Below are 26,230 nucleotides of genomic sequence, written 5' to 3'. Positions count from 1 at the left end.
TTATGTCGAAAATAGCTAAGTTAATCTTGTGCTTAATAATACCAGTAATAGGATTTGTTTTTTACATTAAGGAGCATTATCTCAATGATGCAAATTCACAAATTGGCTTTGAGCCGTTTTTCAAAACAGATTCTTCAGATCCAGACTATATTCCACCACTTCCGGAGCTGACTGATTTTGATAGAGGAGTATTAAGAGTTTGTGGAGATTGGGGAACACACCCTGATGAAGAAGATTTTAGAATTTTGCTCGATTGTCCGCAGCATCAAGAAGTGGTGAAAAGGATATACGATAAGCTCGATCATCAAGTGGCTACACCAAATGCAGGCTTGGGGTTATTTAAAGATGAATTGACTAAGATTTGGTTTACAAATAGCGGAGTTGAGAAAGAAACTATAGGATTTGGACATATTTTTTGTGGTGAACCAGATAGATTGGGACTTGGTGGTATGCATTTTGTAGGTAGATATGTTGAAGCTCAAGAAAATAAGTGGGCGGGTGCAATTTGGGGTAATAAATCTCTGTGCAATAAATTAGATATTAAGCCACCTGTTTACACGTTTGGAATGAAATACTTAGGTAAGGGTGGAGAAGTAAAAGTTAAGTGCCCAAATGGGTATGCACATAACCTTCATGCTGATGATATTTTAGTTTCTGCAACTAAGGCGTTTAAGGAATTGGGAGAAGATGGAATGTGTCTGTATAAAATGGAAGATGCCAATTATCAATCAGTGTTTGTGAGAAAGAATGACGCTATACTTACGTTCTATCCTGACTTAACACCAAAATGTAATGATAAAAGTACTAATTGTAGCTGTAGCAAGCCTTGATTAGCTGAAAAAAAGTAAACATTTTATGCGTATTATGTTAATTTAGTTATATTGTGGGCAATTTGTAAAGCTGCATGAGACTTATAGTAAAAAAATGTTTGTCTGTTTTATTTCTGTTGCTGCTTGTAGCGCCTCTTGTATATGGACAGCAATCTTGCTTAATTGATATCGAGAACGATTTTCAAGATTTGAAAACATCATTAAAAAATCCAATATTTTTAGATCCTGCGTCAAATTCAAATTATGATGATAGGGAAGGCAAAAAAGTGTTGATGGTGGTGGTGCATCATACCGAATCACCAACATTAAAAAGCACAAAATGCGCATTAAATTCTTCAGGTATATCAGTACAGCTTATTGTTGATAGGGATGGTAGCATTACTCTGATGGTTCCACTCGAAAAACGAGCGTGGCATGCTGGTATAAGTTATGCGAAAGTTCAAGTAGATAATGTGATTGAAGAGCTACGAAAACTGAATGATTATTCTATAGGTATAGAGATTGTAAACACAGGGCTTGAGCCTTTTCCAGAAGAGCAAATGAAATCTGTTAAAGATCTGATTTTGTACCTCATGAAGCGCTTTAAGATTAGAAAAGATATGATATTTAGTCACGCTGAAATAGGTACTATAGTATATAACTCAGCCATTGAAGGCTACGCAATGCGTAAACCTGACCCACATAAGTTGTTTGATTGGGAGTTATTGGAGAGAAATGGCATTGGACTGCATATAGGTGATAGAATCAGTTCTCAAGACGCAAGACAAAAAGTAGAAGAGGTTTTATATAAGGTAGGCGATAAGAGTGAAAGTATTTTGAAATTAAAAAAAAGGTTGAACAATTTTTTTTATAAAATACTGCCTTGGAATGATAAAGAAGGTAACGCTGACAATAATGCTGATTACTCAAATGAGTTTGATGAGAATTTTGCGTGGGTTATTAATCAGTTTTCAATGCATCATTTGCCGAAAGAGATTAGAAAAGACTTGCCTCTAAAATTAGAACAGGAAGATATTTTGCCTGAATTTTTAAGCGAATATGGCAATTGTATTTTCAACAGATTCACATCTTTTAATAATAAAATTGAATCAAGTTTACAACCACCATTTTTGAATGAAGAGGATTACAAGCGTTTATTATCTTCTCTTGCAGAATATGAAAATAATATTTCTTCTAGTGCATTTGCTACGCTCATGTACAAGATTAAGCTATATTACGACTCTTATCTAAGGTATAATATAAGATCCTCGCTTTATATTCCATTTAAGCTTAATTCATTTGAGAAGCTAGATGTTTTAAAGAATGAAATATTGTCTTTTAAGTCTATAAGCCCTGAAAAGGCTATAGAAGTCTCGAATTTAATTAATGGGTTTAGGTCAGAAGTTTTATCTGATTTCCAAAACTTTGAGAAGCAGTGGTTTCAAGAATTTAAGGACACTTGGAAACAAAAATTTATACCGAATATGGAAAAGAAAATGTCTTGGACTGCGCTGCATGAAACTGTGTTGGAATATTTAGAAAAGGCGAAGAAAGAAGTCTAATGAGTATTACAATGGCCAGATGTATGGGCAGAGGAAAATATTGGATGAATTACAAGCACTACGTTTTTTTACTTATGCTAACAATTTTTTGTGGTGAAAACTATTTATGGTTCAACCTGAACAAGATAATTCAAAGGTTGCAATTACACGTAGGATATAAAAAAATTTCTAAATGAGACTCATGTGGTATTGGGATGACAGAGTTTAAAAAATAAGTTACTTTTTTATTTTTGGTAGAAAGTAACCCATGGGTATAAAAATTGCACCTTCTATACTTTCAGCAGACTTTGCAAAATTAGGAGAGGAAGTAAAAAGAATTAGCGACTTGGATGTAGATTATATACACATAGACGTTATGGATGGAAATTTTGTTCCAAATATTACAATAGGTCCGAATGTTATCTCTGCAATACGTAAATATAGCAATCTTCCTTTTGATGTACACTTAATGGTTAAATCTCCTGGTGACCATATTGAAAGCTTTATAAATGCTGGTGCTGATATTATCACTATACATGCAGAAGCAGAGATACATCTTGAGAGGCTAGTAAAAAGGATAAAATCATATAAAAACATAAATGATACAAAAAAAACAATACAAGTTGGAGTTTCAATTGTCCCTTCAACTTCTCCAAGCGTGCTTGAGTATATAATACATGAGCTAGATATTGTGCTAATTATGACAGTTAATCCTGGATTTGGAGGACAAGAGTTTATTCATTTGCAGCTGCACAAGATATCTATTATAAAGAAAATGATACAGGACCGTAACCTTAAAACGCAAGTTTCAGTAGATGGTGGAGTTAACTTTTCTAACGCAGCTGATATAATAAAAGCAGGTGCAAATATATTAGTTGCTGGATCAGCAATATTTAAAGCTGAAGACATGAAAAAGGCTATAAACGATCTTAAAAATCTTTCGTTATAACCCTGTAGATAACACAAACCATTTTTGTTATCTTGTCAGTTTTAAAAATTCCTATTATCCCAGTGCTTCGACACTGAGATAATAGAAAGTAAGTTCAACCTCAATAGAAACCTGATGATGAGTCATTATTACCAAATTTTGGTCTGTTTCTATTACTAAAACCAGAACGAGGACGAGTAGGTCTATTACTATGATAATTATCTCCAGGTTTTTTATTAAACGAGTTGTTATAATAATTATCCCTATTATTTAAACCATCTCTCCTTTCTTCATTGTAAAGCTTACCTTCAAAAAATTCACCTGTTTCTTGATCAACACGACGTCTTGATAATTTTGGACATCCACCTTTTTCAAAGTCAATTATCAAAGCTTTGAAGGTATCACCCTGTTTAAGTATATCCTCAATGGACTCTACATGTTGATTAGCTACCTCGCTTATATGCATTTTTCCTTTTCTTCCATTAAGAAGTTCTAGCTCTACAATAGACTTCTCTATCTTTACAACTTTAGCATCAATTATAGAACCTTGTTCTAGCTCTGTTATTGAATCAATCATCATATTCTTTGCAGCTTCAGCTTCAGTACTACTAATGGCAAAAACAGAAACTTTACCGTCATCCCCTATTTCAATTTTTGCATTACTTCTTTCACATACACTGCGTATATTTTTTCCTTTAGCACCAATAGCTGCAGAAATTTTATCTTTATCTATATAAAACGATAACACTCTTGGTACATGATCTTTTATATCCTTACGATGTTCTGAAATTACTGCATTCATTTTTTCTAAGATATGTAATCTTCCGACTTTTGCTTGTTCTAAAGATTTTTCAACAATTTCAAAGCTTATACCAGGAATTTTCATATCCATCTGCAGTGCTGTAATCCCTTCGCTAGTTCCTGCTACTTTGAAGTCCATATCACCAAGATAGTCTTCATCGCCCAGTATATCAGAAAGTATTATATGCTCATTTTTGTCTTTGATGAGACCCATAGCAATTCCTGCAACGGGAGCCTTTATTGGCACACCTGTATCCATTAATGCAATGGAAGTTCCACAAACTGTTGCCATAGAAGAAGAACCATCAGATTCCATAATCTCAGATACTACCCTTATTGTATAAGGAAATTCAGATTTATCAGGTAAAACAGGATGAATTGCTTTCCAAGCAAGTTTACCATGACCAATTTCTCTCCTTCCTGGTGCGCGTATAGCAGAAGCCTCTCCAACAGCAAATGGAGGAAAATTATAATGCAACATAAAATGTTCACGTCTATCCCCTTCAATGTCATCCACAATTTGCTCGTCTTGTGTAGTACCAAGAGCAGTAACAACTAGTGCCTGAGTGGTACCCCTTGTAAATAGCGCAGAACCGTGAGTCTTAGGTAGAATGTCAGCCTCAATTTCTATCTGGCGTATTTCATCATACTTACGTCTGTCTATCCTCACACTTTTCCTTCTAATCATTTCACGCACTAAAGATCTTTCAAAGCTTTTTACTGCATAAGTAATTAACTTTTCGTCTTTTCCAGCCTCTTTAAGAGTATTCAATATATTATTCCTGACTACTTCTAGAGCTTGAACTCGCTCTTGTTTTACTGTTTTTGAATATGCTTCTTCAAAGTCTTTTCGATATTTTTCAAGTTCTTGAGTTATATCTGATATATCAACAGGAGCAAAGCTTTCAGGTTTATTGCCTACTGTATCAGCAAATTCTTTTATAAGCTTAATAACAGGTTGAAGATGTTCATGGCCGAATTTTATTGCACTCAAAACATTTTCTTCAGAGAGCTCTTTGACTTCCGATTCGACCATTAAGATCGAATTTTCATCACCAGACAAAAACAGATCCAAGTTGCTTGCTTTCATCTCTTGAACGGAAGGATTGAGTATATAATTGTTATTTTCATCACAACCGACCATGACTCCAGCTATAGTAAAGTGGAAAGGAACACCAGAAATTGCAAGAGCTGCGACGGTACCTATCAATGCTGGTACTTCAGGAGAATTGACTGTATCGTAAGTTAATAGATTACATACTACACTAATTTCATCATGAAAACCTTCAGGAAATAACGGCCTTATACTTCTGTCTATTACTCTTGAAATTAAAGTTTCTCTATCAGATGGTTTTCCTTCTCTTTTAAAAAAACCACCAGGAATCTTACCCATGGCATAACTTTTTGCAATAAACTGCACATTTAAAGGGAGAAAATCAACACTTTCTTCCTTCTTTTTTCGTACAACAGTGACTAAGATAGAAGTATCTCCATAATTTACAACTACTGAACCATCAGCTTGACGTGCTATTTTCCCAGTTTCTAAAGATAAGGTACGCCCCTCCCAATCTATAGATTTTTTTATAATTTCAAACATACAAAATTCCTCGATTATTTTCTAATGCCTAACTTCTCTATTAACTCTTGATAGGCTTCATTACCAAATTTACGTTTTATATAATTTAAGTGCTTGCGCCTTCTACCTATCAATATAAGTAAACCGCGCTTAGAATTATGGTCATGCTTATGCGTTTTAAAATGCTCAGTTAAATTACTGATTCTCTCGGTTAAAATTGCACACTGTACAAAAGATGAACCTGTATCATCTTCTTTAATTGCATATGTACTAATCAAACTTTTTTTCTTTTGGGATGTTATTGACATCTAAACCTCATTTCAAAATATTAAAAACACGAATAGGCTTCACATAACCATGAGTAAAACTGCAAATTGCAATAGGTACATTACCCACTATCGTACAAAAAATATCATAATTCTTTAAATTACGCAAGTTATTTAATATAATTTCTTGACCTTTTCTGATTTTCTCCGCTTCCTCTAAGGAAATTTCAACTTTGAACATCGATTTTAAAGCCGATTCAATGGGGATGATGAAACTTTTTGTATTACCTCCTGTCACTACATCATCTTCTGCCATCCCACCTCCCTCTGTTATCCCACCCTCCGATGTCATCCCAGTGCTTGACACTGGGATCAAGCCTATTTCATCACGAACATTGTTTTTGACATATGCTCCTAGAATCTTTTGTCCATTACATGATTTGTAAGTATTTGTATCCAGTGTCAAGCACTGGGGAGAGTAAGTTGTTGTGTTTTTTTTAGTAAGTTGCTCAATTGTCACTGATTCATCTTCCTTAAAATCACCTACCATCGTTCTTCTTAATTGTGTAATATGTCCAAAACAATTTAATTCAATTCCAAGATCTCTTGCAATTGATCTTACATATACGCCGCTACCGCAGATCATAGAAAAATCGGCAATATTATTTATGGTGTCCAAAAATATCATCTTTAGTTCATGTATTTTGACTTGTCGAGGTTTTATATTTACCTTTTGCCCACTTCTTGCTAATTTATATGCTCTTGCTCCCTTGATTTTCACTGCTGAAAATTGAGGAGGAGTTTGTGTTATCTCACCAATAAAATCCTTAATCACACAATTTATTTGGTTATATTCAGGTTTTATATTGCTAGTTCTAATAATATCACCATCTAAATCGTCCGTAGTTGTTTGCTTTCCCCATTTGATTGTGAAATTGTATGCCTTTAAGTCACAAGATAAATACGGTATAGTTTTTGTTGCTTCACCAAGAGCGATCGGCAATACACCTGAAGCCAAAGGGTCAAGTGTTCCCAGATGGCCGGCTTTTTTTATTCCAAAAATCCTTTTAATTTGAGTTACAGCTTGTGCAGAACTCATTCCTGTTGGTTTATCAAGATTCAGCCAGCCATTTACCATGTATCAATCTTACATAATTAGTAACAATTTAGAAAGTAGATAAAATATTAAGTTGTTAATACAAATGCTTGACTAGTGTGCATTCTTAATATATAATTAACTTTTTATAAACCTTAATTAGGAGGAAGTGATTATGATTACAAGTATATGGAAATTGAAAAATATAGCACCCATAACGAAAATGAGTATTGAAGGTACAGTTGCAACTGCATCTTTAGCAGCAGCAATAACAACAGTATTGATTGCTACTAAAGTAATTGCTGGACCTACGTCTTTAGCGCTTATTGCTAGCCCTGCTGGAATTGCAGTTCTATTTATTGCCGCTGTATATTTTGCCGCAGCAGCTTATGCTTCATATCAGCAAATGAGTGCAATAGAAAATGCTAAGGGTGAAAAGGGTGAAAGAGGCGAACAAGGACCTCAGGGTGAGAAAGGTGACCAAGGACCTCAAGGTACAGTACTTTCTGACAACGATTTCAAAGAAAAAGTTAAAGCTCTCTTAGAAGATCCTGATGTTACTAAAACACTTGATAACAAATACGCACTTAAGATTTAATACTAGCTAAATAGCACAAGAGGTAGAGATGATTCTGCCTCTTTTTTTCATTTGAGAAGAGTTACGGTAATCTATCCCACACCTCAACTACATCCTCACTGAACTCTATTATCTCTACTTTTTTGAATTTATGGCAGTTATTGATGGATTCAATCTCTAAATTCCCTACAAAAGGAGTGGCATCATTACCTAAAATTTTACCACTGCGGCAGATTATCAGCCTATCGATTAAATCGTGCTTCAATAACTCTGTAATTAACACTCCTCCACCTTCAACTAATAACCTTGTTATACCAATTTCTGAAACAAGTTTTGATGCCATGTCTTTTAGGCAGACTTTTCGATCTGATGTCATTCCAGTGCTTGACACTGGAATCCAGTTTTCACTACGCAATTGCTTGAAGTTTTCTGGATCCCAGTGTCTGGGCACTGGGATGACAGGAGAAGGCATTGGAATGACAGGAGAGTGTGTTGGGATAACATCTGGAATAACAGGAGGTTTGTGATTTGAATTGACTATCAAATAATTAATGTTTTTTATTTTTTTCTCTATTTCTCTGTTTGTAATCACCCAAGTTGTTATTTTGTCTGCAGTCTTTGCAATATTATGCTCTTCCTGCAATTTTGCTTGGCTATCGATAATTAGCCTTATTGGCGACCTTTCTTCGAGTCCTGGTAATCTGCAAGTTAAGAGTGGATCGTCATTGATAAGGGTACTACTGCCAATCATAATTGCATCATATTTTGCTCTGAGCTCATGTACCCAATTTCTCGTATCTTCGCTTGTTATCCATTTGCTATCACCTGTAAACGTTGCGATTTTTCCATCGAGAGTTGTTGCGATTTTGCAAGCTATAAATGGTCTATGGAGTTTCTTAGTGGTAAAAAAGCCAACATTTAGTTTCTCTGCTTCTTTCTGCATAATCCCTTGTTTTACTTCAATTCCTGCATCTGCTAAAGCTTTTATCCCTCTACCTGAAACCCTACTATCTGGATCAATTGTTGCAATCACCACCATTTTTATTCCAGATCTTATGATTTCTGCAGTGCAAGGTTCTGTAACTCCAAAGTGGCAGCATGGTTCAAGAGTGACGTACATAGTTGCACCATGAGTTAAATCTTTAGCATTTTGTAGAGCAATTACTTCTGCATGTGGACGTCCACCGATTCCTGTGTAGCCTTCACCAATTATCATACCATCTTTTACAATGATACATCCAACAGCGGGATTTGGTGCAACACTTCCAAGACTTTTTTCTGCAAGTTTTAATGCGATCGACATGAAATAATCATCGGTCATTAGAAAGAAGTCATTTCGTATGAGGTATCAAAAATTCTTCTGTGCTCGTGTATGGCAAATCTATCTGTCATACCTGAGATATAATCACATATTATTACTGAACGCTGAGATTCACAAGCAAGCTTGTTCCACTCTGTGGGTAATAACCTTGGGTTTTCATAAAAACATTGAAAAAGCTCCTGTACTATACGTTTTGCTTTGTTCATTGTTCTGGTCAGTTTATAACTTCTGTATATTTTTTCCATGTTAAATTTTTTCATCTCTTTTGTGGCATTTGCAATTTCTGGTGAAAATGTGACTAGCATTGTATTTAGACCTCTTACATCTTCTACGCTTTTTATTTTGTAGTCTTTAATATTTCTTTCAGTCTGAAAAACGACATCATTTATCATAATTCCTATAGTTCTACTCAGTGATTCATGTATGAGTTTGCTTTGAGCCAATTCTGAATATTCGCTTTTTACTTCTTTGAACATTTTGCCAATTAAAGGAACATCGAGCAAATCTTCGGTTATTACTAAATTTGCCCTGAGTGCATCATCAAGATCATGAACACTATAAGCAATGTCATCAGCAATCGAAGCAACTTGTGCTTCAAGACTTGAAAATTCTTCAAGCTTTAGATCATATTTTTCATTGTATTCTAATAGTAGCTGATTATTTGTGTGGGATACCGTATTTTGACCGAGTAAAGGACCGTTATGCTTTGCAACGCCTTCAATCACTTCCCAACTTAGATTCATACCATTAAAGTCAGCATGTTTTTGTTCAAGATAAGTTAAAATCCTTATAGCTTGAACGTTATGATCAAACTTATACTTCTCGTTATCAATTTGAACTAGAGCATTCTCACCTGTGTGACCAAATGGAGGATGACCAAGGTCATGTGCAAGCGCTATGCATTCAGTGATGTCCTCATCTAATCTGAGCCTGCGTGCGATGGATCTTGCAATTTGTGCAACTTCAAGGCTATGAGTTAGCCGAGTACGATAGTAATCATGCTCATAATTGATAAAAACTTGTGTTTTGTACCCCAATTTCCTAAACGCATTAGAGTGAATAATGCGGTCCCTATCACGCTGAAAGCAGCTGCGATTTTCATCTTCTGGCTCTTTAAAATTTCTTCCTTTTGTTTTATTTGGAAAGCACGCGTAACTTAATAGAAAATTATTGTTTGACATGTAAAATTTCTACTATAATAGGTTATCAATAATGAACGGTGGTTGTTATGTCAACAGATTACAATATTAGCTTAACTGACAATGCATTAAGGAAAATCCACTCCCTTGTAGAACAGGAAGGAGATGAGAGTTCTATTTTGCGGGTTGCAGTTTCAGGTGGTGGATGCTCTGGCTTCAAGTATAATTTTCTTATGGATCAAATAAATAAGAAGATGTCTTTGGATGACGATTTTGACGATGATGAAGACGACGATTTTGACGATGACGAAGATAGCGAGGATTATAGAAGCCACTCCAGTTTTAGTGAAAAAGGTAAAGATATAGTAATTAATGATGAGAATGGAAACCCTGTATTAATGGTTGATAATTGTTCAGCGAAATTTTTAAATAACTCAACTATAGATTATACTGAAGATCTAAGTGGTTCTGGTTTTCAAATCAAGAATGCTCTCGCTAAGTCTCGATGTGGTTGTGGTAACAGTTTCTCGGTCTAATTCTCCCTCCTGGATCTTTTTATAATATGGGTGGTGGTGTAACACTAGAGCTAGCTTCTGTAAGTAAGAGCTTCAAAAAAAGTCCTGCTATTGTAGAAGATATCAATCTGAGTCTTACAAGAGGGCAAGTAGTTGCATTGATCGGCAGTTCAGGATCAGGAAAAACAACTATATTGCAAATTGCAGGCCTATTGGATAAGCCAACTTTAGGTGTAGTGACAATAGATGGAGTAAATTGTACGCAAGCCAGCAATAAATATAAAACTCATGTAAGAAGAAATTTTCTTAGCTTTGTTTATCAATTTCACTATTTATTACAAGAGTTATCAGTGTTGGAAAACGTTATGCTTCCTCAGCTTATTGCAAGAAGAAGCAAAGCTGAAGCAAAAAAAAAATCGCAAGCAATATTAGAAAAATTTGGTCTGGAAAATAAAGCAAGTAGTATGGTATCTGAAATTTCTGGTGGAGAAAGGCAGAGGGTTGCAATTGCAAGAAGCATTGTAAACTCTCCAAAGCTTTTACTTGCAGATGAGCCAACGGGAAATTTAGACCCAACAAATTCTTTGAATGTATTTTTGCTGTTACATTCATATGTAAAGGAAAATAACAGCTCTATGCTTATAGTAACACACAACTATATCCTTGCAGAAAAAGCAGATCACATTTTTCAGTTAAAAAACCGATCATTAGTAAAGCTGTAAATGGAAGAAACAGTACAATACAAAGCTACCTATAACTTGTACTTATTTAACCAATGGTCATTAACAGAGTGTAATTCGCATGAAATGCTTTCATTATTTTTTATACACGGACTCTTTAACTTACGCTGTTTACTTAGAAAGCATCCTGACAGCATAAACATTGCTAAAACGAGAAATAATAATTGCCTAAACATAACAAGACTTTTTTTATTTATATTAATACGTTCATTTCTCTCATTTGTAAAGTTAGGCATATTCTTTTACCCTTATCTCTTTTTTAACTTTTTTGGAGGAAGTGACTGCACTGTTTAAGCGTAGTTTTATATAATTATCTATAATTTGAGCTACTTCCTCTTCTTTATCCCTTAAAAAGTGGTTAGTGTCGTCTACTATATGGTATTCCATATGGTTATTTTTTACCGAATTTATTAACCTTTGTGCTAATTCTGTTACATCGCTTTCTTCTGAAATTGTATCATTATTACTTTGTATTATAAGTCCAGGAACTGGGCAAGGAGAGAGAAAAGAGAAATCGTACTTAGTTGCTGGAAGAGAAAGGGCAACAAAACTTACTATCTCTGGACGGCGCATTGTCAATTGCATAGCTACCCATGCTCCAAAAGAAAAACCAACTATCCAAATTGGAACATTGTTAGAGTTATGCTCCTGAAGCCAATCAATAGCTACTGCAGCATCAGTTAATTCTCCTATACCCTTATCAAAAGTTCCGGTAGATTTTCCGACACCACGAAAATTAATTGTCAATGCAGAAAAGTTATTATCGATAAAAGATTCATATATAGTATGTATAATCTTACTATCCATACTACCACCATATTGAGGGTGATGATGTAAAATTAGCACAACTGGTGCATTGGTATCTTTGCTTTGATGGTATCTACCTTCTATCTTTTTTGTTGAATTATTTAAAAAGACTTCTACCATGATAACTCCTAATAAAAACCTGTTTTGACAGGTGTTGATAATGTAAATTGTTTATTAATTATGTATTAATTTCCCTGTTTTTGCAATAAATTTTTATCGTGTTAAAGTTAACATACATAATTGGTTGATGGTAAGTGACAAATAAGCCTGTGAGTTTATTCTCTCTGGAAGACAGTAGTTGCGTGTATGCTGATTATAATGCAACTGCTCCAGTGAGTAAAAATGTAAAAAAAAGTATACTTGAGATTTTGTCGAAACAAACACTAAATCCATCATCGCTGCATAAAAGAGGACAAGAAGCGAGGAAGATTCTTAAAGAGGTAAGAGATAACGTACGTGATGCTCTTAGCATTCCAGATGATAAAGAAATAGTTTTTACGTCTGGTGCAACTGAAGCAAACAACCTCGTCATGAGAGGAATGAAAGGCTATCTGCATGTAATTTCAGCTATAGAGCATCCTTCAATTCTTAATTCTGCATGTAATCCACATATAATACCCGTTAATCAAGAGGGTATTATTGACTTTTTAGAGCTAGAGAAAATTCTAAGCGAACTTGAAGGGAATAAAGTAATAATTTCAGTGATGATGGCTAATAACGAAACTGGAGTTATCCAGCCTGTTAAGGAAATAGCTAAAATGGCACATAAATTCGGGGCAATCTGTCACACTGACGCTGCTCAAAGTGTTGGGAAAATCAAAGTAAATATGGAAGATTTAGGAGTGGATTTACTTACTTTATCTGCTCACAAATTTGGTGGTATAGCAGGTAGTGGAGTTTTAATTTTTGACAAAAAGCTTGTAATAGAACCTACTATAATAGGTGGTGGGCAAGAAAAAGGATTGCGTGGTGGTACAGAAAACATTATTGCAATAGTAGGTCTTTCTGCTGCATTGCAAAACATTCCAGATCTTCTATCAAAGATGGATGAAGTAGAGAAGCTGCGTGATCAATTGGAGTATGGGTTATTAAGTCTTGTCAGTGATATCAAGATCTTTGGCAGAAATTCTAAAAGATTGCCAAATACAAGTTTCATTTATATGCCGAGAGTGAAGAATGATCTGCAGCTCATGTGCTTTGACTTAAATAATATTGCAGTCAGCAATGGTTCTGCATGTTCTTCTGGAAAAGTTGGGCCTTCTCATGTTTTGCTTGCAATGGGAGCAACAAAAGAGCAAGCAGAATGTTCAATTAGAATCAGTATAGGTCCGGAGGTTAAACCGCGAGACATAGAAAAAATAGTGGATTGTTGGTATAGTATCTATAAGAAGAATGCTTTAGTAAATGCAAAAACTACTTTCACCATTCCCCTTAAATCATGATAGAGGGAATGGTGAAAGTAATTTCTATTGCCAGAGGTTGTTATAATAGTTAAATGCTGCTGAAAACCGATTTGCTTATAGTTATGGAAGAAATTCTCTAATTGCATACCACACCATTCAATTGTAGTATGTCATTTTATACTTGATAAAAACGCTGTATTGTATTATAATATATCATCAAGAGATAATAAGGAGTTACATATGTCTTATATGAAAAACGAACAGGATATTCGCTCTCAGGGCGTTTATTATAGTGCTGGACTCAGGAGTTACCTAACTAAAGTATACAATTATATGGCTTTAGCTTTAGGTGTTACAGGGCTTGTTGCGTTTTTAACAGTGTTTTCTGGTCTTTTCCAGGTGATCTATTCCAATCCTGTTCTATCGCTTGTGGTAATGCTATCTCCAGTTGCATTGGTGTTTTATATGTCTTTTAGGCTTCAACACCTAAGTGCTCAGTCAACACTTACTGTATTTTTTCTATTCTCAGTTTTAATGGGAATTTCTTTATCTCATATTTTTATAATTTATACTGCAGAAAATATAGCGAGAGCATTTTTCATTACATCGATCATGTTTGGTTCTATGGCTTTATATGGTAATACTACAAAAAAAGATCTTACCAGCATGGGTTCTTTTTTGATTATGGGAATCTGGGGGTTAATCATTGCATCTATAGTTAATCTGTTTCTTGGAAGCAGTCCTCTCTATTTTGCAATATCGTTTGTATCAGTGATAGTGTTTACTTTAATGACCGCATACGATGCTCAGAGAATCAAAGATGTTTATTATAGATATAATGATGGCTCAGAAGTTGCAACTACTAAGCTGGCAATACTTGGTGCAACTAATCTTTACTTTGACTTCATCAATATATTCCTCAATTTACTCAGGTTACTTAACTTGTTCAACAATAAGGATTAGATGATTTCCTTTTTAAGGGGAAACAATAAAAGTTCTATAGTTTTCCTTCTAATATCTTTAGTGGTATTGATGCTGTGTCTTGCATATGCTTCAGTACCGTTGTATAGCATCTTTTGTAAAGCTACTGGATATGGTGGCACAACGAGAAAAGTAACTAATGCAACAATAAATGCAACTGACCAAAAAATCAGGGTTCACCTTAATGCTGATATAATATCAGGTCTGCCTTGGGAATTTAAATCAGAAACTAACTACATCGATACAAATATAGGGCAACAAAGTTTAGTATTTTATTATGCAAAAAATTTATCTGATCAGCCTTCTTTTGGAATGGCAGTGTATAATGTCACACCTTTTAAAGCAGGTAAATATTTCAATAAAGTTGCATGCTTTTGTTTTGAAGAGCAAATGCTGCTACCAAAACAAAAAGCGGCTATGCCCGTATCCTTTTACGTAGACCCTGAAATAATGCGTGACAATAGTACAAAAGATTTAAGTGAAATAACACTATCATATACGTTTTTTAAGCTTAAATAACAAACCTTTTCCTATTGTAATCCGAACAAGGTTGTACGATACATCTATTGAATTGAGCAGGAGCTCTTATTTGCTTTTTGCACACTGACTACTTGTGTTTCAGTGTTCGTTGTTGCTAATTCCCATCCTTCATTATTTGCTTCACAAGCATTCCAACATTGAGCCAACTCCTTATTATTTTTTACAGAATCTGGTATTTCTATGTTGGGATTTTTTTCTAATGTATGCTTAATTAGAATCTCACAGCAATTTTTGCGTTCAATTGACTTATCCTTACAATATAATTCAGCAACACACTCTAAAGCAGTGTTTCCATTGTAGTTTTCATCTGAGCTATCATTCACTCCCGCTTTTATGAGAGCCTTTAATATGTCCGGAGAATGGGTCAAAACACAGGTATGTAAATATCCTTTTTCGTTTTGCACATTAGCTCCTGCTTTTATTAAAACTTGCGCTAGATTTGTTAAAGTGTACGGTTTATAGTTAATGGCGATGGAAAAAAGACTATCTATTGGAAAGCCATCATAATCTTTCAAGTCAAATCTGTGATTAATATCAAATCCTTTTTTTCCCAAGAAGTATATAAATATTTACAATAGTCTCCTTTTTTATCTGATTTTTGCATTTTACATTTTAACCTTTCTTTTATTTTTATTATTGGTATCTAAATCGTCATCTTCATCCACTTCACACAACACATTGAATAAAACACCATAAAGCCAAGTTTCTCTGTTTGTCATAATTTGTGCCTCAAAACTATTAACAATACGCTTATGTAGTGTATAAACTCTAAATAACATTTTGCAAAATATTAATTGCTAGATAACATAATTAAAGTTTTTGTCTTACATTTATCATGGTTAGAGCTATACAAATTAAAAAAACTGGGGGGCCAGAAGTATTAGAATTTGTAGATAAGAGCATAGGTGAGCCAAAAGATGAGGAAGTCTTAATACGTCATACAACTATCGGCTTAAATCGTTATGATTTAGAACACAGAAAAGGTACACGCAAAATTAAAGATCTGCCATCAGTACTTGGAGTAGAGGCAGTAGGAGTTGTTGAAAAGCTTGGTAAAAAAATTAGTGATGGACTTAAGGTTGGAGATAGAGTTGGATATTGCACAGCTCCTCCAGGGGCATATTGTGAAAAGCGCATTGTACACCAGAAATATTTGATAAAAATTCCGAATGATATACCTGATGAAGTTGCTGCTGCAGTATTGTTTAAAGGTATGACAGCTCACTATTTAGTTAATCAATCTTATAAAATCAGGCCTGGTGCTTTTGTACTAGTTCATGGAGCTAATGGTGGTTTGGGGCAAATAATATGCCAATGGGCAAAGGATAAAAAAGGTATAGTGATAGGTTCTATAAGCTCTGACGAAAAAATGAAGATAGCTTTACAAAATGGCTGCACATACGCAATAAACTACAATGATAAAGATTTCGTTTCTAAAATCATGGAGATTACGAAAAATAGAGGAGTAGGTGCAGTGTATGACCCTATAGGTTACGCTACAAGCAAGCTCTCTTTTGAATCTTTGGGTAAGTTTGGCATATATGTTTCCTATGGGCAGATATCAGGTAATGCTCCTATTAATTTCTCTTTACTTAGTTCGCGTTCGTTATTTGCAGCTGGAACTTCGATATATCACTATAAGCATGATAAATTTACATTAGTGCTTACTGCAATGGAAATATTCGAGATGATAAGAAAAAAACTTTTAATCGTACGAATTAATAAAAAATATAAATTTGATGAAATAATAGGGGCTCATCGTGACATGGAAAATAGAAAAATAAGTGGGCTAAATATCATCAAAGTTTCTTAAAATAAATTAGTAACCTAAAATAATTATTCATTAAGTCATATCAACAAGAATTTCATATGGTTAATTCTCTTTTTGGGAAAGTTAAAAGCATACAGCTGAACTGACTGAGATTTTTACCGGACTAGTTTGAAAAACTTGTCATTCTGCTACTCGTTAGTGGCGTGGTAATGCGATGTTTTATCTATAGATATTATGTTCACAGTAGTTTCAAAAGAAGCTGAGTAAATAAGTTATATTTCAAATTAGATTTGGTGTCACATCTAACATTATAAGTATTATCACTTTAATAGTATATGGAGCTGTTATTTTTCTTTTAAATGAATGCTTTTTTCTGTTTTACAATAGTTTTAGAGTTGAGGTTATAGTACTTAGAAAGTTTACATTGCTTTATGAATTGTCTCTGTTGTTCTGATATATCCAGTAATCATAAGTTCTCCTTTAATGGCATTTTGTTCTCATGTTTTATATACCATTACACTCTGGGACCATACATATAAGGCTAAAGTTTGCTGAAAGTCAATTAAAATTACTTAATAAATTGACTATATAAACTAAAAATGCTAGTATTATATTATTAATTTTAAGTAAGGGTACATACTATGAGCTATACAAGAGAACAGTTAAAAGAGGCGAGGCAAGCAAAAAGTAACCTAGAAAAGAAAATTGGATCAAAACTAGAACTAGCAGCAGGCACAATAGTGATACTAACAATAGCACTAGGAATGGGCGCTGTTACTGGGGCTCTTGCAGGTTTAGCTCTAAGTTATGTTAACTTGCCACCTCTCATTGCAGGTGGAATCATTGGTTCTGCAATGTTATTAGTAGGCTTAATCAAGGCTTGTTTTTTCTCAAAAACTACAAATCTCAACGATATACCAGAAGGCATGTCCAAAGAACATGAACAAATTTTGAGAGAATATAGCAACAGCGCTGAATATAAAATTAAAAATTATGCACATACTATCAGTAGTATTGGTGTTTCTTTTGGAGTTGGAGCAGGACTAGTTGCTCTTGGTTTTACATCACCAGCAGCTATAGGTGCTTTAACTTTTGTAGTGAGTATGATTCCTTATATTTCTTTAAGTTTCTTAATTGATAAAGCAATTGAGTGCTTTTTTCCAGAAGGAAATAAACAGCCAGGTAGCTCAGTTGATAGTGATGTGAAAATTGTTGGTGGGTATACGTGCAGGGAAGTATTTTAAGAAACGATAGATAGAAGTTTTTGAAGAGGATTTAGCTCATTTTTTTCATGTTAAGTATAATTGAATTATCCGCTCAAGTCCTAATCCTGCATAGCTAGTTGATTTTTCCATCCAAGAATCATTTTATTAGCTTGCCTCAATGTTTCAATAGAAGGCAAGTCTTCTGTGCTTAGTGGTAGACGAACAGTTTTGTGTTCTATAAGCCCAATGTCATGCAAGAGTGCTTTAGTAGGTATTGGATTGCTGGCAGTAAATAGAGTTTTGCAAGCTTGTTGCCAACTGTCTGCCTGAGGGTTCTCGCCACTCATGCATTGCTTAACATATTCATGTACTACACGTGGCCAAACATTGGCAGCAACAGAAACCAGACCAGCCGCACCCTTAGCAGCCATATCGGGTATCATATTATCATCTCCGCAAAAGACCTCAATATTTGGTGCAACTTTCTTATACTGAGTTAAAGTATCAACGGTGCCACTTGAATCTTTGATAGCCCAAAATTTTTCGTGGCTGGATAAGTTGCGTACAGTTTCAGCGTGAAGACTCACTCCTGCTCTTGATGGAATATTGTAAAGCATGGCTGGCACATGTGCTTTTTCAAGCAGCTTTTCAAACCATAAAGTTTGCCCCATGATTCCAGGCTTTGCATAAATGGGAGTTGTCATTAGATAGCCATGAATAGGCATACCCTTGCAAAAATCAAGCCATTCAAGAGTCTGATATAGATTCACTCCTGGTACACCAATTATAATTTTCGTATTTAATTTTAGCTCACATACAAATTCAACTAATGTGCGCTTTTCAGAATCAGTAAGTGATAAGCTTTCACCTGTGCTACCTAGCAACACTACACCATTTTCAGCTTCAGCTTGCATTGTTAGTAAACGCTGCAAGCTTTGGTAATCTATACTATCTCCACTGCAATTAAAAGGAGTAACACAAGCAGTCCATAAAAATGTAGATTTCAATTGAAGTTATTAAAATGGTATTTCATCATCGATTAGTTCGTCTTTTATATCGTTGTCAAAACTTCCGTGTTTATCTTTTTGTTCTGTTTCATTTTGTTTGTATTCACTTGGCTTGTAATCAGAGTTTGACATACTGTTGCGTGAATCTAAAAGGGTAAGGGCACTATTAAAGTTATATAGCACCACCTCTGTCGTATACCTTTCGCTACCATTTTGGTCAGTCCATTTTCTAGTTCTCAGAGAACCTTCAACGTAAACTTTACTACCTTTGCGCGCAAAATCCTTAACAATTTTTACTAATCCTTCACTAAAAATTACAATATTATGCCATTCTGTCTTTTCAGAGCGCGTACCAGAAAATTTGTCAGTCCAACTTTCAGATGTGGCTATCGAAAAACTTGCCATCTCTTTTCCATTTTGTGTAGTCCTAATTTCAGGATCTTTTCCTAAATTACCAACTAATATGACTTTATTTATAGTACCACTAGACATAATTATGCTTTAAAATAAATCTCTTTATTATCTTATGTGAGAGTATTATTGTCAAATTTAATTAAAAACGCGCTTGGAGGGATTCGAACCCACGACCTTTGCCTCCGGAGGGCAACGCTCTATCCAACTGAGCTACAAGCGCAGATGTATTAGATTATTTAATAGATAAACTATCTAAATCAAATTTTTGTTCTGGATAAAGCGTAAACATAATACCTCCATGTCCAAAATGTACATTTTTAGAATTGCTTATCCGTTCTTTTGTTATCTTTTGGTTTACAGCCCATGAAAAAGTTACATAATTTTCAGTTACTGAGTGCACTTTTAAATCCTTAGTATTTATAAACAACTTTCCATTTACCCATATTTTCCATGTATCGGGGGAAAAGTATAAAATTGAATCTAAACTGACTACTTTACAATTGAAATTTTCTTCCTCTGTAACTCCTGAAGACTGTAAGTTAAACTTTTCCATCTCACTAACTATTCTATTAACCTGCTCTTCATCAAAAAAAATGCTTTTTATGCTACCATATTGCGATAAAGTACTCTCTGCTGCCTCTTTTATTATATCGTCTCGATCTATATAATAATTGTTGATAAAAAAACACTCCTTCGCACGCAAATTTGCTATATCAATGAAGTCATTTATTTCTTGATTTCCAACTTTTAAAATACTTTTTAAGTACTTCTTTTCTATAATCATTCCATCATTAGAATGATGACAGACCATTTCATCATTGCCTTGTCTTTCTATATATACACATAAATTTTCACTATTTAACCCTAATATTTTATGCTCAATAAAATCTTCATTACTAATATGCTGTTGGCAAGAATATTTTTTACAAATCCCTATATTTTCTACAAGATCTTCGCAATTGCAATATGCACTAAAATTAAAAAATAGCAGCGTAAAAATAAAAAACAACTTTATATTCATCTACTTAATATGGTATACCAATCAAAAACTATACTAGCTCTCACTATCTCTATCATATTACCACTTAAAATCTGGTTTATAACTTTAGCATCTATATTTCTCTGCTTATTCAAGGTAAGAGATCTGATCATAACATAACCAGGAAGATTTGGAATAGACTGTAGAAATAAAAAAATATGCTTATCGCTAATTGAGCTTAAACTTAGAACCACTTCACTTCTTATTACTTTTGTATGTTCACTTTTATTGTGGAGTTCAGCTTCTTCAGGTATAGAAATTGATATTTCAGGTTCTAACATGTAGTGTTTTTTATATAGCTTGTTAAGCTCAAAATTTAAATTTGTAATGTATCTGCTACTATGTAAATTTGAAGAAGAAATTCTTTTCCATAAATCTAGGTTTTTATTTAGAACGACTTCTTTCTTTTGAATTTCAATGATCTGTAAATTAATAGAGCGTATTTCCTCAGCTGCAGTTTGATTTTTATTATAAACCTTTTTGTTATAGATAATAAAACACGTTGATAACCCTATTAATACAATAGATAACAATAAGTAATATATGCACTGAATTGTAGCTTTTCTTTTTAGTTGAGAGATAGTCATCAATCTACATTGCCTCTCCTATTTCAACATCAATAGATAGATTTTTCTCTTTAGTAGTAGGTAAGCTAGAAATACTAATATCATGAGTACGGAAATTATCGTTTAAATTTTTCTGTAGTTTCTCGTATTGATAAGAAATGTCTTTACCAGATTGAAAATTAAACCTTAAAGTTGTGGTAATATAACTTTTTGCCTCATTATAATTCCACTCAAATAATTGAAGCTCTACATCTGGTACTTTTAGCTTTTCTACATACTTAACTTGTGTGAGAGGAGAGTACTCTATTTTTGATAAAATATTATTGATATTAATAAAATCGTAAACTTCATCTATCTTTTTTACATTATAGCTTTGGCTAAGTTTTATTAGTTTGTTATTTAAAGCACTCCGCTTTGCAGATAAATTATCAGCAATATTAAAATTCGAATACAAATTCCGCAAACAAAAGGTGTTAATTACAATTAAAGTCAAAAGGAGGTATAGAAAAATCCGAGGAGAGTTTAAATAAAGGTAATTGAATAGATAAAATTCTTTAGTTTCTTTTGTATTAAAAACATCTGTTGGCTTATTCTTAAAGCTATGGAACAAAATTGTAGTATCACAAAAGCTATCTTTTTCGCATATAGCTAATTCTGCTCCCAATAGTTTACCTAGCTCATATGGAGTCAATATGTTCACACTATTCTCTGAAAAATTTATAACTGATAAACTAGATTTAATAGCTTCTGATACTATGATGCAAAGGTCGATAGGGTCATTTTTTTCAAATCCAAACTTAGTTAAAGATTGAATTGTATTTTTCACTTCCTGATATATTTCACCAGCAATGATTCCTGGTAAATTATCATTAGTAAATGGTATTAAACGTGTAAATATCATTTTGTTCTCTTTAAGAACCACTTGTCTATAGCCACCTGTTTTAGTTGCAGCAACTATAATTTTCCAGTTACTAGGATCTTTGTGTAGAATCTTTTTTGCTATACTGACTAGTTCTATAGGAAACATTAATATTCCTTTAAAGTTAGAGCCTATTTCAACAAACACGTCCAACCAATATTCTATTAAATGATTTGCTTTTGATGAAACAAATAGATACCACCAGTTTTGATTAAATTTATTCGGCTTTTCGACCAAGAGAATAGAATTTATATCGTTATTATGAGCAAAATGCTCTACTTTTGTTTTTGCTGATAGATAAGCACTAATCCTATTTACTCTTGGGATAGACTGTAGCAAATAGTTCTGATCAGTGTGATTGAGAACCAGATATAAGGGTGCTTTTTTATCTGATGAGAGACATGAAATTAAGTCAGAAACAACTTTATTATTTTTGTCCTTAGCAAAATATCTTTTATTTAAAGTATCATTTTTAAAATATAGTAACATTGTGCCTTCTTTTCCTATAGAAAGCATAAACTTACTTTTGGGTTTTGACCCAAACATATTAACAAAGTGTATACTCATCTAGAATTAAAAAGGTAATTTATTGAAATTCATTAAACATTAGATGACAATATTACTTATATTATAAGTTTTTGATAAAATTAGTAGTAATATTAACCCTTTTGTATGATGAAGGTTTTTTATATTTGTGCTAGACACAACTTAACCTGACAAACGAGGATTAATTATATCTCAGCTTGATATTTTATTCTCCAACAGACTGAAAATTGAATTGAGCTAAAGACTTGATTTGACGCACGTTGTTGCACATTACCATTTAGTATACTTGAACTGAACATTTTCAGTGAATCCATCTGGCATGACTGAAACTTTTGTATTCATATTTATTTTTAAGTAATTTACTAGCTCATCAACTAATATATCAGGAGCAGAAGCACCTGCAGTAATTCCTATTTTTTCTGCGCCCTGCAACCAATTTTTGTTCATACATTTATAATTATCAATCAAATAGGCTCTTTTTCCTCTGGAAATACACAGGTCTAATAAACGGTTTGAATTTGAACTGTTTTTGCTTCCTACAATTAACACTACGTCTGTAATTTTAGCCAATTTTTTAACAGCGTTCTGCCTATTTTGTGTTGCATAGCATATATCTTTTAAGTCGGGGCCTGTAATGCTTGGAAATCTGAGCTTCAGTGTAGCAATAATTTCTTTGGTATCGTCAATACTTAACGTGGTTTGTGTTACATAAGATAAATTATCTGGATCTTTGATTTGTAAATTGTATACGTCTTGCATAGTTTGCACTAGAGATATAGGATTACTTACTCTTCCTATAATTCCTTTAACTTCTGGATGATTTTCATGTCCAATTAGAATTAATTCTTTACCACTATCCTCATACCTTTTTGCCTCTTTATGTACTTTGCTAACTAATGGACATGTTGCATCAATCACTTGAACACCCTTTCTTTTTGCCTCATCCTCTATACTTTTCGACACTCCATGTGCGCTAAAGATCAATATTCCTCTATTGTCTTTAATGTCTTCTATGCTGCTTACAAAAACCACTCCTTGTTTCTTGAAGTCCTCTACTATATACTTATTATGAACGATTTCGTGTAGTACATAAACTTGGCGTTCATTTTTGTATTTCTCTAAAGTGATTGCTAATATGTCTACAGCTCTTTTAACCCCTGCACAGAAACCGCGTGGTTCAGCTAAGATAATCTCCATTTTTTAAGTAAGTATGTAAACATTGCTAAAAAGCAAGCTCCGCTCACTATGTTTCATATCATGACTGCTTTACTATAATTTCAAATTTATCATTACCAAGATTCTTATTAATATACCAGGAACCGTCATCTTTAATTACAAATTCAGGACCCTTAAGGTCTCTTTTTATTGTCCTTCCATCTTGGCCATCCATAGCAATATGGATATCGAATGTAACGATGTCTAGATTTACCATAGCCTTTTTCCCACTTTGTGAATTTAGGCTAAACTTGCCCAACATGACATCATTAATACTCACTTCTCCTGCATAAGTATCACACTGACCATCTATACAACACTCACTTTTAATATAAAAAAGATCTAACATATTTAAATCTATAAAAAAAAGAACTAAATTTATATACTAAATACAATTCATCATTAATAAGCAACTATAGATTAGTTTGGCTACAGCAATAATGCAACTGGAAGTATAACATAATTAATTGTATAAGAAACTACACTTTAGAGAAATGGTTGTTTGGTTTTTTTATTAATTTTTTTCACCATACTGTCAATCATGTGTTTTATTCCTTGATATACAGAGTGTGTACTTTCATCACTACGCATATAAGCAGAGCAGGAAAATATATTATGCTTTTCGTCTTCTATTGATAGCTTTGTATCGCATGTTATATGTTCGCCGCCGAGCTTCTCTATCAACTGGTCTTTGTCGTTTCCTATAGTTACCTTAATCTTACTTTCTTCTTTACCTATCTTGCTACTTAAAATTAAAACAATAATGGCTGGAGATATACATATAGTTCCTATTGGCTTTTTTGCAACAAAGAACTCTGAGACTAATCTTTCAAACTCAGGCATTACTGTTTTATTTTCAGCTAAGTCAGATAAATTTTTCGCAACTCCATATCCACCAGGTACGACTAGCATGTCAAAATTTTCAGCTTTAGCTTCTCTTAAATCATTTATCTCACCTCTTGCAATTCTTGCTGATTCTACAAGTACATTCCTTTTTTCTTTTACTGCTTCTTTTGTTTTGTGATTCATAACTTGTGTGATATCAACATCAGGAGCAAAGCACGTGACTTCAACTTCCTGCTGATCAAGCACAAGCAAACTTAAAACTGCTTCTCTCACCTCTGTGCCGTCGAGGTGGCCGCATCCTGATAAAACCACAGCGGCTCTTAATTTTTTCTCACCCATAAAATACCTTGATTTCATATAATCTAGGTATTGTAATACAAATTCCATATTTGGAAAGGAGTAATTATTTTATGTCAATTATAATATAATTAATAATTAGTATATATAATTAGGCATATTTATAATTGATGGGAATTGAATATGGTACAAGGTGGTGCAGCAAACTCAGCTATTTCCGAGAAGTTAATTGAAAGTGTAGTGGAATATATTATTGGAAAAGAGGATTTGTTACAAAAATTGGATAGTCTACTAATACTAGATGGCTTTGAAAAGAAAGGTGAAACTTCTGACAAATCAGATATCAGTAAATTTCTGATGAACAAACCAGTTGTTATTGAGGGTGTAATGAGTCTTATGTTCGAGAATTTTGAGAAGAACAAAGTTGAATTAGAAAAATTTATAAAACTAGCAGATAAAACAGAAGGCATGGAGAAAGAGCTTGAAGCTTTAGGTAACCAACTGTTAGCTCAGGGGGTAATAAGTGGAGCAGCAGTGACAACACTAACAGGTGCACTAGCAGGTTTATTAACAGTAGGAGGAGTGACTGGTGCATTAATTGTTGGCGGAGCAGCATTAGTAGGGTTTGTAGCACTAGTTGCTATAGCTGCTATTGGTTATGCTATATATCAGCATAGAGGTGAGATAAAAGAAGGAGCGATGAAAGCAGGAAAAGAAGTGAAAAGTTTTGTGAAAGATGTGATCGATAAATTGCCTACAATTCAAGCAAGAGAGAATAATTTTGAAAAGTTAATAAGCAATTTAATGGAAAAGAATCTTGAAGCTGATGAAGGAAAAAGAACAATGCTTAGTAATGAAATAAAAATAATAAAAATGCTTCAGAATCAAGAGCAACTAGCAGCCATAGGACAGTTAATAGGGGAAGATAAGGCTGGTCTTTTGAACAATCTTATAAGCAAGGGTACTAGTACTCATGAGGAAGATATGCAGAAATTGCTAGATTTGATGAAAGATTTTCAACCTGCAATTATGGCAATTGGTAGTGACATAGAAGATGTAGAAAAAAAGGTTAATGAGAAAGTTCACGAAGTGAACCCACGTACTAAATTAGGTATTCCAGCTACTGAACAAATTAGTGGAGAAGGAATCACAGGACCGAGTTGATACATTTGAGGAGCGTTTTGACGCAAAAATGTATCTGTCTATCTTATTTTGCCACCCTGCTAAGCGGACACAAAAAATTACTTCCGCATATTTTAAATCTCATTATAATTACAAATAGAGATATTTTAAGAGCTCAAAATCTATCTTTAGTCTGCAGACTTTTTAATCAAACTTATTAAAAATGTATTCTTCAGTGTATAT

General features: G+C 33.7%; 27 protein-coding genes and 1 tRNA gene. 12 read left to right on the top strand and 16 right to left on the bottom strand.

The genetic code is table 11. The annotated features are described in order from the left end of the window. Positions 1 to 2: 2 nt before the first annotated feature. The 3 genes from OOK82_RS05285 to rpe all read left to right on the top strand — a co-directional run bounded on the left by OOK82_RS05285 (position 3) and on the right by rpe (position 3,299). Positions 3 to 830: an EndoU domain-containing protein gene (locus tag OOK82_RS05285; RefSeq protein WP_264377212.1), complete on the top strand. Its 828-nt coding sequence runs from the start codon at positions 3 to 5 to the stop codon at positions 828 to 830. A gap of 74 nt (positions 831 to 904) precedes the next feature. Beyond that, entirely contained in the window at positions 905 to 2,371 is a 1,467-nt protein-coding gene (locus OOK82_RS05280) for an N-acetylmuramoyl-L-alanine amidase (protein WP_264704538.1), read from the top strand. Between the two features lie 247 nt (positions 2,372 to 2,618). Beyond that, positions 2,619 to 3,299, top strand: a complete 681-nt coding sequence (gene rpe / locus OOK82_RS05275) for a ribulose-phosphate 3-epimerase (protein ID WP_264686824.1) — start codon at positions 2,619 to 2,621, stop codon at positions 3,297 to 3,299. Positions 3,300 to 3,399: 100 nt separating this feature from the next. On the opposite strand, the gene pnp is transcribed toward rpe, so the two are convergent. From pnp to truB, 3 genes are read right to left on the bottom strand one after another with little or no spacing between them, the layout of a single operon-like run. Beyond that, the gene (pnp, locus tag OOK82_RS05270; protein ID WP_264704537.1) at positions 3,400 to 5,676 is read right to left on the bottom strand and encodes a polyribonucleotide nucleotidyltransferase; all 2,277 of its coding nucleotides are present in this window, start codon (positions 5,674 to 5,676) and stop codon (positions 3,400 to 3,402) included. Positions 5,677 to 5,690: 14 nt separating this feature from the next. Continuing rightward, a complete protein-coding gene (rpsO, locus tag OOK82_RS05265) occupies positions 5,691 to 5,963 on the bottom strand; it encodes a 30S ribosomal protein S15 (protein WP_015588069.1) in 273 nt (90 codons plus the stop codon). A 7-nt stretch (positions 5,964 to 5,970) separates the two neighbouring features. After that, positions 5,971 to 7,059 carry a tRNA pseudouridine(55) synthase TruB gene (truB, locus tag OOK82_RS05260; RefSeq protein ID WP_264686826.1) on the bottom strand — a complete coding sequence of 363 codons (1,089 nt, stop codon included), beginning with the start codon at positions 7,057 to 7,059 and terminating at the stop codon, positions 5,971 to 5,973. 133 nt (positions 7,060 to 7,192) lie between these two features. Between truB and OOK82_RS05255 the strand changes: the two genes are divergently transcribed. Next, positions 7,193 to 7,615, top strand: a complete 423-nt coding sequence (locus tag OOK82_RS05255; protein WP_264686827.1) for a collagen-like triple helix repeat-containing protein — start codon at positions 7,193 to 7,195, stop codon at positions 7,613 to 7,615. 61 nt (positions 7,616 to 7,676) lie between these two features. On the opposite strand, the gene ribD is transcribed toward OOK82_RS05255, so the two are convergent. Next, on the bottom strand, positions 7,677 to 8,915 hold the full coding sequence (ribD, locus tag OOK82_RS05250; RefSeq protein WP_264686828.1) for a bifunctional diaminohydroxyphosphoribosylaminopyrimidine deaminase/5-amino-6-(5-phosphoribosylamino)uracil reductase RibD: 1,239 nt from the start codon (positions 8,913 to 8,915) through the stop codon (positions 7,677 to 7,679). After that, positions 8,915 to 10,096: a deoxyguanosinetriphosphate triphosphohydrolase gene (locus OOK82_RS05245; RefSeq protein ID WP_010407034.1), complete on the bottom strand. Its 1,182-nt coding sequence runs from the start codon at positions 10,094 to 10,096 to the stop codon at positions 8,915 to 8,917. The genes ribD and OOK82_RS05245 overlap by 1 nt, the downstream gene beginning before the upstream one ends. A gap of 47 nt (positions 10,097 to 10,143) precedes the next feature. Here OOK82_RS05245 and OOK82_RS05240 point away from each other — a divergent pair, with 47 nt between their 5' ends. Beyond that, positions 10,144 to 10,590, top strand: coding sequence for a HesB/IscA family protein (locus OOK82_RS05240; RefSeq protein ID WP_007302232.1), 447 nt, complete (start codon positions 10,144 to 10,146; stop codon positions 10,588 to 10,590). A gap of 26 nt (positions 10,591 to 10,616) precedes the next feature. After that, on the top strand, positions 10,617 to 11,291 hold the full coding sequence (locus OOK82_RS05235) for an ABC transporter ATP-binding protein (protein WP_010407030.1): 675 nt from the start codon (positions 10,617 to 10,619) through the stop codon (positions 11,289 to 11,291). 246 nt (positions 11,292 to 11,537) lie between these two features. On the opposite strand, the gene OOK82_RS05230 is transcribed toward OOK82_RS05235, so the two are convergent. After that, on the bottom strand, positions 11,538 to 12,236 hold the full coding sequence (locus OOK82_RS05230) for an alpha/beta hydrolase (protein WP_010407025.1): 699 nt from the start codon (positions 12,234 to 12,236) through the stop codon (positions 11,538 to 11,540). 134 nt (positions 12,237 to 12,370) lie between these two features. On the opposite strand from OOK82_RS05230, the gene OOK82_RS05225 reads away from it, so the two are divergent. From OOK82_RS05225 to OOK82_RS05215, 3 genes are all read left to right on the top strand, one after another. Continuing rightward, positions 12,371 to 13,558, top strand: coding sequence for a cysteine desulfurase family protein (locus OOK82_RS05225; RefSeq protein ID WP_250120184.1), 1,188 nt, complete (start codon positions 12,371 to 12,373; stop codon positions 13,556 to 13,558). A 201-nt stretch (positions 13,559 to 13,759) separates the two neighbouring features. Next, positions 13,760 to 14,482, top strand: a complete 723-nt coding sequence (locus OOK82_RS05220) for a Bax inhibitor-1/YccA family protein (RefSeq protein WP_007302228.1) — start codon at positions 13,760 to 13,762, stop codon at positions 14,480 to 14,482. Beyond that, positions 14,483 to 15,019, top strand: a complete 537-nt coding sequence (locus OOK82_RS05215) for a cytochrome c oxidase assembly protein (protein WP_010407017.1) — start codon at positions 14,483 to 14,485, stop codon at positions 15,017 to 15,019. Positions 15,020 to 15,063: 44 nt separating this feature from the next. On the opposite strand, the gene OOK82_RS05210 is transcribed toward OOK82_RS05215, so the two are convergent. Beyond that, complete coding sequence (locus tag OOK82_RS05210) at positions 15,064 to 15,594, bottom strand: ankyrin repeat domain-containing protein (protein ID WP_264704536.1); 531 nt, start codon at positions 15,592 to 15,594, stop codon at positions 15,064 to 15,066. 281 nt (positions 15,595 to 15,875) lie between these two features. Here OOK82_RS05210 and OOK82_RS05205 point away from each other — a divergent pair, with 281 nt between their 5' ends. Together OOK82_RS05205 and OOK82_RS05200 are read left to right on the top strand one after the other, a co-directional pair. Beyond that, positions 15,876 to 16,853, top strand: coding sequence for a quinone oxidoreductase family protein (locus OOK82_RS05205; protein ID WP_264686832.1), 978 nt, complete (start codon positions 15,876 to 15,878; stop codon positions 16,851 to 16,853). A 599-nt stretch (positions 16,854 to 17,452) separates the two neighbouring features. After that, complete coding sequence (locus OOK82_RS05200; RefSeq protein ID WP_264686833.1) at positions 17,453 to 18,055, top strand: hypothetical protein; 603 nt, start codon at positions 17,453 to 17,455, stop codon at positions 18,053 to 18,055. A gap of 80 nt (positions 18,056 to 18,135) precedes the next feature. On the opposite strand, the gene dapA is transcribed toward OOK82_RS05200, so the two are convergent. The 9 genes from dapA to elbB form a co-directional block, all read right to left on the bottom strand. After that, positions 18,136 to 19,023 carry a 4-hydroxy-tetrahydrodipicolinate synthase gene (gene dapA, locus OOK82_RS05195; protein WP_264376660.1) on the bottom strand — a complete coding sequence of 296 codons (888 nt, stop codon included), beginning with the start codon at positions 19,021 to 19,023 and terminating at the stop codon, positions 18,136 to 18,138. Positions 19,024 to 19,032: 9 nt separating this feature from the next. Continuing rightward, the gene (gene ssb / locus OOK82_RS05190) at positions 19,033 to 19,515 is read right to left on the bottom strand and encodes a single-stranded DNA-binding protein (RefSeq protein WP_006014313.1); all 483 of its coding nucleotides are present in this window, start codon (positions 19,513 to 19,515) and stop codon (positions 19,033 to 19,035) included. Positions 19,516 to 19,583: 68 nt separating this feature from the next. Next, positions 19,584 to 19,657 (bottom strand) — tRNA-Arg (locus tag OOK82_RS05185). A 12-nt stretch (positions 19,658 to 19,669) separates the two neighbouring features. After that, the gene (locus OOK82_RS05180) at positions 19,670 to 20,458 is read right to left on the bottom strand and encodes a hypothetical protein (RefSeq protein WP_010407002.1); all 789 of its coding nucleotides are present in this window, start codon (positions 20,456 to 20,458) and stop codon (positions 19,670 to 19,672) included. Next, positions 20,455 to 21,063, bottom strand: a complete 609-nt coding sequence (locus tag OOK82_RS05175; protein WP_010406999.1) for a hypothetical protein — start codon at positions 21,061 to 21,063, stop codon at positions 20,455 to 20,457. Before OOK82_RS05175 ends, OOK82_RS05180 begins: the two co-directional genes overlap by 4 nt. A 4-nt stretch (positions 21,064 to 21,067) precedes the next feature. Further along, positions 21,068 to 22,507, bottom strand: a complete 1,440-nt coding sequence (locus OOK82_RS05170) for a hypothetical protein (protein WP_010406997.1) — start codon at positions 22,505 to 22,507, stop codon at positions 21,068 to 21,070. A 270-nt stretch (positions 22,508 to 22,777) separates the two neighbouring features. Next, positions 22,778 to 23,704, bottom strand: coding sequence for a 4-hydroxy-3-methylbut-2-enyl diphosphate reductase (gene ispH / locus OOK82_RS05165; protein ID WP_213863831.1), 927 nt, complete (start codon positions 23,702 to 23,704; stop codon positions 22,778 to 22,780). Positions 23,705 to 23,762: 58 nt separating this feature from the next. After that, a complete protein-coding gene (locus OOK82_RS05160) occupies positions 23,763 to 24,071 on the bottom strand; it encodes a hypothetical protein (protein ID WP_010406993.1) in 309 nt (102 codons plus the stop codon). Positions 24,072 to 24,208: 137 nt separating this feature from the next. After that, positions 24,209 to 24,907, bottom strand: a complete 699-nt coding sequence (gene elbB / locus OOK82_RS05155) for an isoprenoid biosynthesis glyoxalase ElbB (protein ID WP_264686836.1) — start codon at positions 24,905 to 24,907, stop codon at positions 24,209 to 24,211. Between the two features lie 141 nt (positions 24,908 to 25,048). On the opposite strand from elbB, the gene OOK82_RS05150 reads away from it, so the two are divergent. Next, positions 25,049 to 26,029, top strand: a complete 981-nt coding sequence (locus OOK82_RS05150; RefSeq protein ID WP_264704535.1) for a glycine zipper family protein — start codon at positions 25,049 to 25,051, stop codon at positions 26,027 to 26,029. Positions 26,030 to 26,230 lie beyond the last annotated feature (201 nt).

Source organism: Wolbachia endosymbiont (group B) of Apotomis betuletana (assembly GCF_947250475.1).
Lineage (GTDB): Bacteria > Pseudomonadota > Alphaproteobacteria > Rickettsiales > Anaplasmataceae > Wolbachia.
This window is presented reverse-complemented; position numbering and strand designations above follow the sequence as displayed.